Annotated in this window: 14 protein-coding genes, 1 tRNA gene and 1 pseudogene; 10 read left to right on the top strand and 6 right to left on the bottom strand. The window is 50.4% G+C overall.

From position 1 onward, the window contains the following. Positions 1-10: 10 nt before the first annotated feature. From lepB to ACTQ3K_RS02220, 7 genes are all read left to right on the top strand, one after another. On the top strand, positions 11-568 hold the full coding sequence (gene lepB / locus ACTQ3K_RS02250; RefSeq protein WP_441565759.1) for a signal peptidase I: 558 nt from the start codon (positions 11-13) through the stop codon (positions 566-568). 65 nt (positions 569-633) lie between these two features. Continuing rightward, on the top strand, positions 634-1389 hold the full coding sequence (locus ACTQ3K_RS02245) for a ribonuclease HII (RefSeq protein ID WP_441565345.1): 756 nt from the start codon (positions 634-636) through the stop codon (positions 1387-1389). 46 nt (positions 1390-1435) lie between these two features. After that, complete coding sequence (locus ACTQ3K_RS02240; RefSeq protein ID WP_441565344.1) at positions 1436-1789, top strand: YraN family protein; 354 nt, start codon at positions 1436-1438, stop codon at positions 1787-1789. Between the two features lie 73 nt (positions 1790-1862). After that, positions 1863-2747, top strand: a complete 885-nt coding sequence (gene pgeF, locus ACTQ3K_RS02235; protein WP_441565342.1) for a peptidoglycan editing factor PgeF — start codon at positions 1863-1865, stop codon at positions 2745-2747. A gap of 90 nt (positions 2748-2837) precedes the next feature. Then, on the top strand, positions 2838-3239 hold the full coding sequence (locus ACTQ3K_RS02230) for a hypothetical protein (RefSeq protein ID WP_441565341.1): 402 nt from the start codon (positions 2838-2840) through the stop codon (positions 3237-3239). After that, positions 3240-3731, top strand: a complete 492-nt coding sequence (locus tag ACTQ3K_RS02225) for a hypothetical protein (RefSeq protein WP_441565339.1) — start codon at positions 3240-3242, stop codon at positions 3729-3731. 32 nt (positions 3732-3763) lie between these two features. Beyond that, positions 3764-5482: a carbon starvation CstA family protein gene (locus ACTQ3K_RS02220; RefSeq protein ID WP_441565337.1), complete on the top strand. Its 1719-nt coding sequence runs from the start codon at positions 3764-3766 to the stop codon at positions 5480-5482. A gap of 130 nt (positions 5483-5612) precedes the next feature. Here the strand turns inward: ACTQ3K_RS02220 and ACTQ3K_RS02215 are convergent, their stop codons facing one another. From ACTQ3K_RS02215 to ACTQ3K_RS02190, 6 genes and pseudogenes are all read right to left on the bottom strand, one after another. After that, positions 5613-6527: a DUF4368 domain-containing protein gene (locus ACTQ3K_RS02215; RefSeq protein WP_441565757.1), complete on the bottom strand. Its 915-nt coding sequence runs from the start codon at positions 6525-6527 to the stop codon at positions 5613-5615. Between the two features lie 133 nt (positions 6528-6660). Then, positions 6661-7260, bottom strand: a pseudogene (locus ACTQ3K_RS02210) (recombinase family protein); the annotation flags it as partial. A gap of 59 nt (positions 7261-7319) precedes the next feature. After that, positions 7320-7520 (bottom strand): hypothetical protein, encoded by a 201-nt coding sequence (locus ACTQ3K_RS02205; RefSeq protein WP_441565335.1) that lies wholly within the window; start codon positions 7518-7520, stop codon positions 7320-7322. A 559-nt stretch (positions 7521-8079) separates the two neighbouring features. Then, on the bottom strand, positions 8080-8868 hold the full coding sequence (locus ACTQ3K_RS02200) for a hypothetical protein (protein WP_441565333.1): 789 nt from the start codon (positions 8866-8868) through the stop codon (positions 8080-8082). Then, positions 8865-10016 (bottom strand): hypothetical protein, encoded by a 1152-nt coding sequence (locus ACTQ3K_RS02195; protein WP_441565331.1) that lies wholly within the window; start codon positions 10014-10016, stop codon positions 8865-8867. Before ACTQ3K_RS02195 ends, ACTQ3K_RS02200 begins: the two co-directional genes overlap by 4 nt. Before the next feature lie 782 nt (positions 10017-10798). Further along, on the bottom strand, positions 10799-11167 hold the full coding sequence (locus tag ACTQ3K_RS02190) for a DUF3783 domain-containing protein (RefSeq protein WP_441565329.1): 369 nt from the start codon (positions 11165-11167) through the stop codon (positions 10799-10801). Between the two features lie 133 nt (positions 11168-11300). On the opposite strand from ACTQ3K_RS02190, the gene ACTQ3K_RS02185 reads away from it, so the two are divergent. From ACTQ3K_RS02185 to polA, 3 genes are all read left to right on the top strand, one after another. Beyond that, positions 11301-11382, top strand: a tRNA-Leu gene (locus ACTQ3K_RS02185). A 363-nt stretch (positions 11383-11745) separates the two neighbouring features. After that, positions 11746-12183, top strand: a complete 438-nt coding sequence (locus ACTQ3K_RS02180; RefSeq protein WP_441565327.1) for a zf-HC2 domain-containing protein — start codon at positions 11746-11748, stop codon at positions 12181-12183. Positions 12184-12299: 116 nt separating this feature from the next. Beyond that, positions 12300-14942 carry a DNA polymerase I gene (polA, locus tag ACTQ3K_RS02175; RefSeq protein ID WP_441565325.1) on the top strand — a complete coding sequence of 881 codons (2643 nt, stop codon included), beginning with the start codon at positions 12300-12302 and terminating at the stop codon, positions 14940-14942. Positions 14943-14951: the final 9 nt, after the last annotated feature.

Genomic DNA, 14951 nt, shown 5'->3' with positions numbered 1-14951 from the left:
GCTGGAGGAAATGCCGGATGAGGTGCCAGAGCCCAGCAGGCTGCAGGAGGTGTTAAGCTTTCTGGCTTATGCGGCGCTGGTGTTCGGGATTACCTTTCTGATCATTACCTTTGTGGGACAGCGGACGAAGGTTTCCGGAAATTCCATGTATGACACCCTGGAAAACGGAGACAATCTGATTCTGGAAAAGCTCAGCTACCGGTTTCATGAGCCGGAGCGGTTTGATATTGTAGTGTTCCGTTATACCCATAAGAAGAATACATTTTATATCAAACGGGTGATCGGTCTTCCCGGCGAGACGGTCCAGATTGTTGACAGCAAGATTTACATCAACGGAGAGATTCTGGAAGAAAATTATGGTTACGAGCCGATCCAGGATGCCAAGCGGGCATCGCAGCCCATTACCCTTGGCGAGGATGAATACTTTGTCCTGGGAGACAACCGCAACGACAGCTCGGACAGCCGTGATCCGGCGGTGGGGAATGTGACCCGCAGCCAGATCATCGGAAAAGCATGGCTTCGGATCTGGCCGTTAAACAAGATCGGATTGATCAATCACCGGGAGTAAGAATAAGCCGCTCCGGTGGTGTAACCGGAGGAAGCGACACTGAAAAACGAAAGAAGGATAAACAGGTGACCATACAGGAGATTAAACAGGCACTGGAACAGGCAGGCAATGCGGAACTTCCCGCATTGCTTGATTTTTACCGTAAAGACAGCCGGGCGGGCGTTCGAAAAGCCGTAGAGGCCTTTGAGAAGAGGCAGAAAGCCCTGGAAGCGGAGTATGCGAGGATTTATGAGATGCAGGCTTATGAGCGGAGCTATGAAGCGCTGGGCGTGATCTGCGGGATCGATGAGGCCGGACGCGGGCCGCTGGCAGGACCGGTATCGGCGGCGGCGGTGATCCTGCCGAAGGACTGTAAGCTTTTATATGTAAACGATTCCAAAAAGCTGTCGGAAAAGAAGCGGGAAGAGCTTTATGACGAGATCATGGAAACGGCAGTCAGCGTCGGTGTGGGACTGGTGTCCCCCGGACGGATCGATGAGATCAATATTCTCCAGGCAACCTATGAGGCCATGCGGGAAGCTGTTTCCAGGCTTTCTCCAAAGCCTCAGGTCTGTTTGAACGATGCGGTGACGATCCCGGAACTTCCGGTTCCGGCAAAGCAGGTTCCGATCATCAAGGGCGATGCCAGGAGCCTTTCCATCGCGGCGGCCAGCATCATCGCCAAGGTTACCAGGGACCGGCTTATGCGGGAATATGACAAGCTGTATCCGGAGTACGGGTTTGCCGGACATAAGGGCTACGGCTCTGCGGAGCATATGGCAGCAATCCGGAAGTACGGCATGACACCGATCCACAGAAGAAGTTTTTTGAAAAATCTGTAGTTTGGAAGGAAACGAATCTGCCGGCCGGGAGGAAAGGAGCGGGTATTTGAATCGAAGAAAAACAGGAACCGGATATGAGGAGCTGGCGGCGGCCTGGCTGGAACAGCGGGGTTATGAAATTCTGGAACGGAATTTCCGGACAAGGAAGGGAGAGATCGATCTTGTTGCCCGCCATCGGGGATATCTGGTGTTTGTCGAAGTCAAATACCGGAAAAACCGGAACAGCGGCGCACCGGAGGAGGCCGTAGACAGACGGAAGCAGAGACGGATCATGGAGGCGGCAGGGGTATATCTCGCTCTCCATGGCTACAGTCCCGACTGGAGGATGCGGTTTGATGTGGCAGCCATTGAGGGAGAGCAGATCCGGGTGATCGAGAATGCGTTCGGAGACGGATTTTAAACAGAATTGTTGCAAAAAGAAACATGCAGACAGGGAAATACCGATAAGAGAAGGATGCGAAAGGAGAAGCGATATGAACCAGTTGAAGGAAAGTCTGAACAGGAAACCAGGGCGGAAAAAGACTCTTTCCATGAAGGAACGTGCAGGTGTTTTGTATTTAAGCTTTGATCTTCTGGAGACCTGTAACCTGGTGCGTCACGGCTTTTCCACCAGGTTAGGAGGCGTCAGCACCGGAGACTGTGCATCTATGAATCTGGGCTTTTCCAGAGGGGATGATGAGGCGCATGTACGGGAGAACTACCGGCGGATCGGAGAAGCCCTGGAGCTTCCGGTGGAGCGGATGGTACTGTCCCGTCAGACCCATACCACCAATGTCCGGGTGGTGACGGAGGAGGATGCTGGAAATGGAATTGTACGGCCCCTTCCGTATACCGATGTGGACGGTCTGGTGACAAATGTTCCGAAGCTTCCGTTGGTGACCTTTTATGCAGATTGTGTGCCGCTGTATTTTGTGGATCCGCTTCATAAGGCCATTGGTCTGTCCCATTCCGGCTGGAGAGGAACCGTCGGAAAGATGGGAGCGGAGACGCTGCGGGTCATGAAGGAGGCTTATGGGACAAGACCGGAGGAGGTGCTGGCCTGTATCGGCCCCAGTATCTGTCAGGACTGCTATGAAGTGAGTCTGGACGTGGCAGAGGAATTCCGGGCGGCATTCGGAGAAAAGGCAGACCGTCTGCTGCTTCGGGAGAAGCCAAATGAAAAGTTTCAGCTGGATCTCTGGGAGGCGAACCGGCAGATCCTTCTGGAAGCCGGGATCTGCAAGGAGCATCTGGCCGTGACCGATCTGTGTACCTGCTGTAATCCGGAGCTTTTGTTTTCGCACCGTGCCAGTCACGGAAGACGGGGAAATCTGGCGGCCTTTTTATGCCTTAACGGAGAATTTATAAAAAAAGAATAAAAATAATGAAAAAAATAGTTGAAAGTTAAAAAAGATATTGGTATACTAAAATGGTTTTAGCGCATATGAACTAAAACGGGAGGAAACAGGTTGAAGTTTTATCAGGTAACAGGGGAAACAACTGAAAAATCGGCAGTTCTGCCGGAATATAAAGAAGCAAGGGAGTTCGGTGCGGTCCGCGTCGGAAAAACCATGCTCTTTTTCCGGAAGGGACGGAAAACCTACTGTATGAGCTATCCGGAGATCAGCCGGTTCTTCCGCAGAGTCATGCTGGTTCCGGCGAAGATGTGCTGTGCCAGCGGAAAGCTTCCCGTGGAGAGCCTTGTGCTCTGCAGAAAAACAGCGGCATCGGAGGAAGCGGAGGTCGTACAGGTGACGCTTCCCGGTTCCAGAGCGGCAAAGCTTTTAATGGAGCTGCTGAAAGAAAAAATGCCGGAGACACCTTTTGCGGCGCCGGGAAAATCAGAAGAAAAATCGGAGAGTAAGAGATAAATGACGTTAACAGAAGCATCGGAGAAGCTGTTGCGCTCCTTTAAACGATATTATAATGTAAAACAGGAGGAGGTCGATCCGCCCTTTTATGCAGAGGCGGAATTCAGTCTCCACGATGAGCAGTACTTCCTGGTACGAAGCGCAAAGCTGAGCGAGGCTGATTCCAAGGAATTTGTATTCTTCGCATCGGAGGAGCATTTAACCGGGGAGCGGCTGCGGGAGCTGGATGAAACGGCATGGGAACGGGGACTTTCCCGGGTGCGGCCCCATGCAAACCACCGGAACTCCGATGTGGTTCTCTTTGTACTTGCGGATCAGATCGATGACGGGGCGCTTGCCCTTGTAAAAAAGCTGCACCATTATAAAAGTTATCGTTACAGCCTTCAGGGCTGGAGTCATTACAAACTGGCTGTACTCGAGATTTCTACGGGACGGATGGCCTTTAACCGCCAGGGCAGAAGTTTTAAGAAACTCGTCAGCAATATACTTTAATCCAATTCTATTTTACAAAAGGAGAATGAAAAATGACAGCGTTAATCATTGTTCTAGTTGCGATTGCTTTGCTGTTCATTGGCTATGTGACCTATGGTTCATGGCTGGCAAAGCAGTGGGGAATTGACCCTAAGAGAAAAACTCCCGCAGTAGAGATGGAAGATGGCGTCGATTATGTGGCTGCACCTCCTGCAGTTTTAATGGGACACCATTTCTCCTCCATCGCAGGTGCAGGCCCCATCAACGGACCGATCCAGGCATCTGTATTCGGCTGGGTACCTGTTTTCCTCTGGTGTATCATCGGTGGCATCTTCTTCGGCGGTTTACAGGACTTCGGTTCCTTATTTGCCTCCATTCGTCATGACGGAAAATCAGTTGGTGAGATCATTAAGGATTCCATGGGCAAGAGAGCTCAGAAGTTATTCATCATCTTCGCGCTCCTGGTTCTGATCCTGGTAATCGCTTCCTTTGTAAATGTTGTAGCAGGTACGTTCTTTACTGCTTCTGACGCTGACGTTGTATTCGGCATCACAACCAATCCTACCGGAAACCAGACCACTGCAATGATCTCCGTACTGTTTATCGTACTGGCGATCATCTACGGTCTTCTGACAAACCGTGCAGGCTTAAAGACCGGTCCTGCAACCGTGATCGGCATCATTGGTATCGTGGCGATCGTAGCAATCGGTATGAACGTAGGTCTTGCAATGAATCGTCTTGCATGGATCGTATTTGTTGGTGTTTATATCACCGTTGCTTCTCTGATCCCCGTCTGGATCATGCTGCAGCCCCGTGACTATCTGTCCAGCTTCTTACTGTATGCCATGATGATCCTGGCAGTTGTCGGTATCGCAATCGTTGCCTTCACCGGAAGCGCACACTTTGATATGCCTGCCTTCACCGGCTGGAATTCCAAGATCGGTACGCTGTTCCCGGCACTGTTCATCACGGTAGCCTGTGGTGCATGTTCCGGTTTCCACAGCCTGATCGCAACCGGTACCTCTTCCAAGCAGCTTGACAACGAGAAGCACGCAAAGGCAATCGGCTACGGTTCCATGCTGATCGAGTCTGCGCTCGGTGTTGTTGCTCTGATCGCTGTTGGTATGGTATATGCAAAGTACAATGATGGCGGCTTCGGTTCTCCCTCCGCAGCATTCGCAGGCGGTATCGGCCTGATGTTCGGTGCAGAAGGATCCGGTGCCTACAACACGATCTACGCACTGTTAACACTGGCAGTTTCCGTATTCGCTCTGACATCTCTGGATACCGGTACCCGTCTGAGCCGTTTCATGTTCTCCGAGCTGTTCTTAAAGGACAGCGAGGCAACCTGGAAGGATGCTAAGGGCGTAAGAAAGTTCCTTGCTCATCCTCTGGTAGGTACCGGCCTGATGGTAGTCATTGGCTGTGTACTTGGTGCGCTGAGCCTGAGCCAGATCTGGGGTCTGTTTGGTGCTGCAAACCAGCTCCTTGCAGGTATCGCTCTGATGGCAGTTGCTGCATGGCTTGGAAATGCCGGAAAGAACAACAAGATGTTCTATATTCCCATGGTATTTATGCTGGCTGCAACGATCACCAGCCTGATCATCACCGTAAAGAAGAAGATCGTTATGATCGGCGGCGGTGCTGCTATGTGGGGTGACTGGTTCCAGCTGATCTTTGCTGCAGCGATGGTAATCCTTGCAGTATTCCTGATCGTTGAGGCTGCACGGACCTTCAGCAAGCAGGCAAAAGCAAAGAAGGCTGCAAAGTAAGATACATAAAACCAGAATCGAATAAGAAAGGATCCTGCAAGCAGGATTCAGAATAAAAGAAAGCCTGTCGGATCAGGGTAGCAGCGTATAAGACAGGTTTATAGCTTTAGAGAGAACAGCGTGGCGGAAGTCACGCTGTTCTGCTTTTTGATGCGTGAGTGAGCATTTCGGCAATGATGCTCTCCGGCAAGAAACCAATGCAGGCAAGGCTGATATGCACATCCTGCACTCGCTGCCCGCTGCTTTTATCCGGCGCGGAAACATAGACCCTGTTCACAAGATCATGCAGCACAGCGGGCGTCAGTTCCTTCAAGTCCGGGTACTTCTTTACCCTGAGAATAAATTGCTCAATGCTGTCGACTTCTTCCTCCTGCCGGGCAATCTCCTGTTCCAAAAGCTGCATCTTCTCCGTCAGATCTGCTTGCTCATTTTCATAGTCGGCGGACAGCTTTTCAAATCGGCTATCATTGATTTTGCCGGAGATATTGTCCTCATAAAGTCGTTTGAACAGACGGTCAAGCTCTTCCATCCTGCGCTGTGCCTGCGTGAGCTGTCTGCGCTTTGCGGCGAGTTCTTTCTTGAAGTCCTCCTTGCGCTTTGCACCCAGCTTATCGCGGAACAGATCCTCACAATCGGAGATAAGCAGGATTTGTAGAGATTTCAGCACGCCCTTTTCCAGAACAACCGCGCGGATGAAGTGCGTCCCGCACACGTCTTTTCCCTTCTTGCGAGAGGTAGAGCAGACGAAATGATCCTGTCGTTCTTCAAAGTTCCGCGAGGTGCAGTAGTACATTTTTTCTCCGCAATCGGCGCAGTAGGCAACGCCGGAAAAGAGGTTGCTCTTGCCCGTTCTTGCCGGTCTGCGTTTGTTGCGGCGCAGCTCCTGAACCCGCTGAAAGGTGTCCTCATCCACAATGGCTTCGTGGGTGTTGCGGAATATCTTCCATTGCTCCGGTGGATTCTCGATGGTCTTCTTGATTTTGTAGGACTGCCGGTGCGTTTTGAAGTTCACGGTATGCCCGCAATACTCCATCCGTTCCAGAATTGCGGCAACGGTGCTGCCGTTCCAGTTGTAAGGATTCTCCGGTAAAGCACAGCGGACTTTTCGTTTTTTGCCTGTCCTGATAAACGGTGGGCGTCAACACATGATCCTCTTTCAGCATCCGGGCAATCTGCGTCGGACCGTTCCCGTCCATGCAAAGGGAAAAGATGCGCTTGACCACCTGTGCCGCTTCCGGATCGACGAGCCAATGCTCTGAATTATCCGGGTCTTTGACGTAGCCATACGGCGGAATTGTCGTCAGGTGTTCGCCGGATTCTCCCTTGAGCCGGAGTGAGGTACGCACTTTCTTGCTGCCGTCCCGAACGTAGTATTCGTTGATAATATTGACGAACGGGACGAACTCATTGTCTTGCTGGTTAGCGCTGTCCACACCGCTGTTGACGGCAATGAACCGCACGTTATTCTGTGGGAATGTGATCTCGGTATACATCCCAACTTCCAGATAATTTCGGCCGATGCGGCTCATATCTTTTGTGATGATCGTACCGATCTTTCCGTCTTCCACCAGCGCCATCATGTGCTGGCAATCCGGTCTTTGAAAGTTCGCGCCCGTGTAACCGTCATCCACAAAGAACTCCGTATTGCGGAAGCTGTGTTCCTTTGCATATCGGCTGAGATAGGCTTTTTGATTCACAATGCTGTTACTGTCGCCCTGTGATTCATCATCACGGGACAGGAGGCAATACAGCGCGGTAATTTTGTCAGACTGCTTCATAGTAGATTCCTCCATCATCTGAGGACAGTCTGCCAAGACAAGATTGCTGTTGGTCACGATCACACACTCCCCTCGGAGTCGATCAGTTTCACCGCCTTTTCGGGAAGGGTGTGCATTCCGTCAAAGCTGGCAGTAAAGCGGTAGATGGTGTTTCCTTCTTTCAGGCGTACCGTGATCTGCGGTAACTCCTGCCAGAGAGGAACGAGGGCACTGCGGCTGCCGTCCGATTCCACTTGGACGTTACGTTTCTTGTTATCCATTTGCACCTTCCTTTTCATTCAGATTTCCGAGCATTGCCGCATGAATCTCACGGAGCAAAGTGCGTGATATGACCTATTGTTATTCAGTATATCACAGCAATTTCCGGGATTCCACTGGGCAATGTACCGGGATTCACAGGAGAATTACAGGCAGTTCGCCGGGTCGCACAGCCGTCTGTGCCAGTCAAGGAATCGGCTTCGCCTCGCTGCGCGTCCTTCACAGGCTCGTTCGCCTGTGCAAGCCGGTAATCAAGGCGGCGATGCCGCCATTTGCCCATGAAAATCAGCTGCCTTCCAAGACTTTTTTAATCTTTCAGCCTAACTATAACAAGAACAAACGTTCGAGTCAATGCGATTATGAGAGGAAGAGCAAGCACAGCAAGTGTAGCTACACTTGCGAAAAATGGCGTGGGTTGACCGGGATTTCCTTGCAGAGCAGCAAGCAAATCCGGTGAGTACCCACACCGAAAAACAGAGCGTTCCGGCTGACTGCCGAAACGCCCTGTTTTCATTTTTGGGATAATCCCAAGCCCTTATGTTCGTGAAAAATTACGAAAGCTCACCAGCTATACTCTGATAACTGGAATGTGTAGGATTCGCCGGGAGTAATGTCATAGATCACAACAGAGTCATCCTTGAATTTATCTCCGGCGTTCAGAGAAGATAGGTATATATTGCCGGAGTCTACCAGATAACCCGCACTGTCATACAGCTTATAACTAATCATATCATACCCGGAATCACTGCTCCCGATCTTCTTTTCTCCGGTAATCGTAATGGTCAGCTGCGGAGAATAGTCTTTGTCAAACGTAAACTCGGCTCCTTGAATTTGGATCACGGATGCCGTACTCCCCATGAAGTCTTTCACCTTCAGATCCAGCGGAAATGAATCAAACGTCACTTGAACATCTTCAATAGGCAAGCAATACAGAGCATCGCAGTTTACTTCGTCAAACTGAACTGCGTTTTCCTTGTACACGGTGAAATAAACCTTCCCGTTTGCGGATTTTCCGGCTTTGATCTCAGCGGTAGGGATTCTCACATTGGCAAGATATTGCTCTCCGGCAGCTTGGCTGGTATAATAGCCGAAATCATCAGTAGAAACGGACTTTGTACCAGCATAAACCTCTTCATCCGCGTCATTTACGATTTGAATATCCACATTGACATCGGCTGACAGGGGGTTATCATTTTTATCAGCCAAACCAAAGAAAAGGCTGTAATCACTTGTTCCCTCGTTATACTGAAAAGACCAGCTTTTCAGTGTTTCAACACGGGATGCCGACGATCCGCACCCACTCAACAACAATGCAATTACAAGTCCACACACAAGAAAGAATCGTTTCATTTCTGAGTCTCCTTATCTGTCTGTGCCTTTATTGCATGGAACATTTCTTGTTTGAGCAAACGCTTTTTCTTTGGATCCATTGTGCAGTAATTGCGATTGCACCGATCACTTAGAAAGCAAGTCTCGCAGATAAGCTGTTCAACTTTCTGCATAATCAGTTCATCATCGCTGGGAAGCTCGTAGGCTTCGATCTTTTGGATGCCTGTCGGGTTACGCAGTCCGTAGTCAATCAGTTTTCCATTTCCGGTTTTTACATAGCGGTAGACCTCGGCACCGAATGAAACACTGTCACCAACGGCGCACTTTTCAAAGCCGGATCTGTCCATCCAGACGTGATCCTCTTTTCCGTCAAACATTGTCCCGTCGGTGTACATTCCACTAATAAAAATCCGCTTGAAGCAAATATGTTTTGGCTTGACTTTCTCAATCTGTCCTTTGAATTCAAGCAGATAATTAAATATGCCGTTTGCAAATCCGGAACGATAAGCGTGCCCTAAAGAAGCAAGCTGGACATCCAGATATTCATCATAGGACATCTTTTCTGCGCCAACGACATCCTTACGAGAATCCGGATTGAAAAATACGAGGCCGTCTTCTTCATCTACGCATGTATCTTCTCCATAATTGATTGCCAAAAGCGATTTTTTATCTGGAAACTTGGCAATCAGAGCAGCAGCTTTTTTGAGCCGATCCTGCCGCTTTTGCCTTTCGCAGCGTTCGCACTCATACTGCTCCGCAAGAATGCGATCCTCTATGTGTCTGCTTTCGTCTTTTGTCAGCAACGGCGATAAATGGTCAACGCAATCGTAATCCCCATTTTCCATGCGCGTTTTGAAGCGGGCAAGAACTTCTTTAAGTTCCTCAGTGGTCAGATACCTTGCCTTGCTAATAGAACAGCTATGGTAACACCCCGTGTTTATGTTGCCATGCCCATCGCCGTACATAATGGCGGTATTCCATGGGCAAAAATAATGTTCTTTCTGGACGAGCCCTCCTCGCTTCAAGCCCTCCTCAAATTCCGGAAAGACCGCCGGATTGCCGCAGCCTTCGTGATTCTCCACCCAAAATCCGGAAGGACCCTTATCCGCGCGACTGATCATCACATTGATTGCGTCGACTGTGGCCTTTTTCATTTGCTTGTTATTCATAATCCAAACCTCCGTTAATAAGTGCCGCCAGACAGCGACCTGACATGTTAACGTGGTCTTTTGAGCTTTTATGGAAATTATAGCATGTTTCTTTGTACTTGTCTATCCTGCTTGCTCGGCAGGACAGGCGAAAACAGTTGCAAATTTAGAGGTTTTTATCGCCGTAAATGATGTGCTGCTTATGGAAAGGAACTCTACTGTTCATTGGATGGTGAACAACTAATTGTAACTATGCAATAGCGAACGGAACGGTGAGTGCAGTACACGGATTGCAGAAGCGCGGAATAAGGAACAAAATTATCGTTTCAGCAAACTTCTTTCCTATCCTCACAAGGATTGGTTTAAGTGAGAGATTTCTGACTACTTTTCTGAAAGATGACATCTCAGAAGTACCCTTATGAAACAAGTTGAAAATCGGCATTTAACTGACGTATGAGCTGTACTTGTGCAAGGGCATGGACGCATCATTGCCCATGATTTTTGCGTTGCTCACAGGGAAGCTAATTCCGGATTATCGACCTTAAATCGTACAAAATTCATCCTATCCATCTACCATCAACAAAGGCAACTGCAAAAGCAAAGGGGCATGTGCCTTAATGACACATACCCCTTTTGTAAGCAACCCTTGTCCGGCAACTGCCATAGTATTTGTTTCTCAAAACCTGTTTTATGGGCAGCTACCCCAGTCCGGCAGGCACTTCGTGCCAACGATGCGCAATCGCGCGATGAGGAAGTTTGTCGCAAGCGACCGCGCTCGGCGCGAGAATGTGCCAAGGCACATTCTATTTTATAAGTTCCTGTTCTCTTTTTAATTCGTTGTAGAGAGTTATGGAATCCCAGGCGGCGTTCTGCTCCGTTAAAACAGCCTTCAGCGGAATCACAAGCTTCTGTTTCCGAAGTGCCATTAAAAACGTATCCAGGAGAGGCTCTGAAAAGCCCTTCATAAGCAGCATCGGCTCCGGCAGCGGTGCTCCGTCGTAGTGTGACTCGTTTCCCGGAACGGTTTTCAGTCCGGCCAGGTGTCCGATGGGTTTCAGATATTCCTCCGGTTTTACAATGCGTACCCTGAGGCGCAGCTTCAGCAAAATCGGCTTCAGCTTCTGACCGGCGGGTGTGCCGGAAAAGTTATAGAGGAGAACGGTTTCATTCATAAGTATGCTTCCTTTCTGAACCGGACAGGTCAATGGGAGAATGATTCTGGAGGATTCTTCAGATTCTTTGATTTTCCGGGAAAAGTCCTTGCATCCATGTTCGGTTCATGCTATAATAATGTTCGGTTTTGATGCCGCTGTGGCGGAATTGGCAGACGCACTTGACTCAAAATCAAGCGGTTCACACCGTGCCGGTTCGAGTCCGGCCAGCGGCAGTCGATCAGACGCCGGGAAGATCAGAGATGGTCTTTCCGGCGTTTTTGTATGACACAGGAAGAGACATCTCCCGGCAGACGGATCTGCGCCGGAAAAGGAAATCAGAAGAATCAGAATAAGTGTAACACGGAGCGGGGGAAAATGGCAAGGAAATATACAGCGTTCTTTTAAAGCTGTCCGAATCGGAAGCACGGGCCGCGCCCCGGGGACTTGAAAACCCGCTTCAAATCAGTTAGAATGGTGAGAGATTGTGAGTGGCGTTATACGACGCCGCGGTCTGGAGAAGAAGCATAGAGAAACGGAAAAGCAGCAGGAGGGAAAAGCCGGAAGTTTGGTTTTCGGCGGCCGGAGGAAGAAAAAGGATGAAGAAGGGACGGAAAAAACGGAAACGATACTGGGTGGAACAAAACCGGCAGAGCGGGAAGAATCCGAAGGAATTTATGACGGAGTGCATGGCAGTTCAGGCGCAGATTTCCGATTACATCGACGGCAGTCTGCCGGCGGAGCATATGGAACGGTTTGTCCATCATGTGGAGCACTGCGGGGAATGCCGGGAGGAACTGAAGATTTATTATACCTTATATCTGGGCATCCTTCAGCTTGACCGGGAGGAAGAGGTGAAGGAGTTGTCCGATCTGGACGGAGCACTGGAGGAGGAGCTGGAGCATTCGGAGAATCAGATCCACCGCCGCCGGTTTTTTCAGAGCATGCGCTATGCCATTTATACAACGGCATTCTGGTGCGTGGTGACTGCGGTGCTGCTGCAGCTTCGGATGTTTGCGGATCTGGGGATTCTATAAAGACTGACGGAAAACCGGAGGCAGACGGGAAAACTGGAAGCAGACGGCGGAAGCCGGATCTGCTGAGGGCGGATCGGATTGACACTGAAAAATAAGGAGCAGAGGGGAACAGACATATGCGGGAAAAGATCATACTGATTGACGGATACAGCATTTTAAGCCGGGCCTTTTACGGGATCCATGCGGGAATGACCAATTTTGAAGGGCTTCATACCAATGCCATTTACGGTTTCTTAACTATGATGTTCAAGGCCATCGAAGAGGAAAAGCCGTCCTATCTGGCTGTGGCCTTTGATGTGAAGGCGCCTACCTTCCGCCACAAGTTTTATGAGGCATATAAGGGAACGCGAAAGGGCATGCCGGAGGAGCTTTTGGAGCAGGTTCCGGTGATGAAAGAGGTGCTTCATGCCATGGGGATCCCCACGGTGGAGCTGGCAGGCTATGAGGCTGATGATATTCTGGGAACCCTTTCCAGACGGTGTGACAGCGAAGGTCTTGAGGTGACCATTTTATCCGGAGACCGGGATATGCTCCAGCTGGCAGGGGAGCATGTGAAGATCCGGATCCCGAAGACCAAGGGCGGACAGACCATCGTGGAGGAGTATTATGCCAGGGATGTGATGGAAACGCTGGGTGTCACACCGGAAGAATTTATCGATGTGAAGGCGTTTATGGGCGATACCTCCGATAACATTCCCGGAGTTGCCGGAATTGGAGAAAAGACGGCCTATGCGCTGATCAAAACGTATCATACGCTGGAAAATGTGTTTGCAAACCAGGATACCGTGAAGCCGGAGCGGGCCAGAAAGGCACTGGCGGCAGGACGGGAGTCGGCAGAGCTTTCCAGAACTCTGGCAGCTATCGACCGGGACTGTCCGGTGGAATTTTCGGCGGAGGATGCGAAGCTTGGAAAGCTGTTTACGCCGGAAGCTTATGAATATATGAAGCGTCTGGAATTAAAAAGCTTTCTTCCCCGGTTTGAGACGGAGGATCAGGTTCAGAACCAGGTGGAGAAGCAGTTTCTGTATATTGACAGCCTGGAGGGGGCGGAGCAGGCCGTCCGGCAGGCTGCGGAGGCACCGGTCATCGGTCTGCAGCTTATTATCGAGGAGCATGAGATCCTGGGACTGGCTCTTTCCCGGAGTAAGGAGGATATCTGCTTTATCGCAGCAGGCGGCTTCGTAACGGGAGCTTATCTTGCCGGAAAGACAAAGGAGCTTTTAACGGGCAGAGGTGCTTCCTGGGTGCTGGATCTGAAGGCCATGCTGCCATTTCTTGATCTGGAAGAGACCGAGGGCGTTTATGATGCCGGCGTGGCCGGATATCTGCTGAATCCGTTAAAAAGTGCATATCTCTATGATGAGCTGGCAGCGGAATATCTGGGCATGACCGTTCCCTCCCGGATGGATCTTCTTGGAAAGCTGCCTTATGGGAAGGCGCTGGAGGAGAAGCAGGAGGCAGCAGTGAGCTGCTTCTGTTATCAGGCCTATGCAGCAGCTCAGGCGGGTCCGGTGCTGCTTGAAAAGCTCGCGCAGACCGGTATGAAAACGCTGTTTCTGACGATTGAGATGCCTCTGATCTACAGTTTATACCATATGGAAAAAGAAGGGATCCGGGTGGAACGGGAGACCTTGAAAGCCTATGGCGAGACACTGAAAACGCAGATCGATGTGCTGGAGACCGAGATCTATGAGCTGGCCGGAGAGCAGTTCAACATTAACTCGCCCAAGCAGCTTGGTGTGATCTTATTTGAAAAGCTGGGCCTTCCCTATGGAAAAAAAACAAAGACGGGTTATTCGACTTCGGCGGATATTCTGGAAAAGCTGGCGCCGGAGCAGCCTCTGGTGGCAAAGATCCTGGAATACCGACAGCTTACGAAGTTAAAATCCACTTATGCGGACGGGCTGGCGGCCTTCATCGGTTCCGACGGCCGGATCCACGGAACCTTTAATCAGACCATTACCGCCACGGGACGGATCAGCAGCACCGAGCCGAATCTCCAGAACATTCCGGTGCGGATGGCACTGGGACGGGAAATCCGAAAGGTGTTTGTGCCGAAGGAGGGCTGTGTGTTTGTAGATGCCGATTATTCCCAGATCGAGCTTCGGATCCTGGCACATATGTCAGGGGATCAGCGGCTCATAGAGGCGTATCACGAGGAGCAGGATATCCATCGGATCACGGCTTCTCAGGTGTTCCATACGCCCTTTGAAGAGGTGACGGAGCTCCAGAGGCGAAATGCCAAGGCGGTGAATTTCGGGATTGTTTACGGAATCAGCGCCTTCGGACTCAGCGAGGATCTCAGTATCAGCCGCCAGGAGGCACTGGAATATATTAACCAGTATTTTGAAACGTATCCGGGTGTGAAGGCGTTTCTGGATCAGACGGTGGCACAGGCCAGGAAGACGGGCTATGTGACAACTCTTTATGGGCGGAGACGTCCTGTTCCGGAGCTTTCCTCTTCGAATTTCATGCAGAGAAGCTTTGGCGAGCGGGCAGCCATGAACAGTCCCATTCAGGGAACGGCTGCCGATATCATCAAGATTGCCATGGTGGAGGTGGATCGGAGACTGCGTCGGGAAGGACTGAAATCCAGACTGATCCTTCAGATCCACGATGAGCTTCTGGTAGAAACGGATCAGGCGGAAATCGAGCAGGTTGAAACAATCTTAAAAGAAGAAATGGATGGTGCGGCGAAGCTTTCTGTTCCGCTGGAGGTGGATATGAAGGTGGGCAGCAGCTGGTTTGAGACAAAATAAAAACGAAGA

The sequence above is a fragment of the Candidatus Paralachnospira sp. LCP21S3_A2 genome (assembly GCF_052118925.1).
Lineage (GTDB): Bacteria > Bacillota > Clostridia > Lachnospirales > Lachnospiraceae > Lientehia.
The sequence above is the reverse complement of the archived record's forward strand: the minus strand, read 5'-3'. Positions and strand labels throughout refer to the sequence as shown.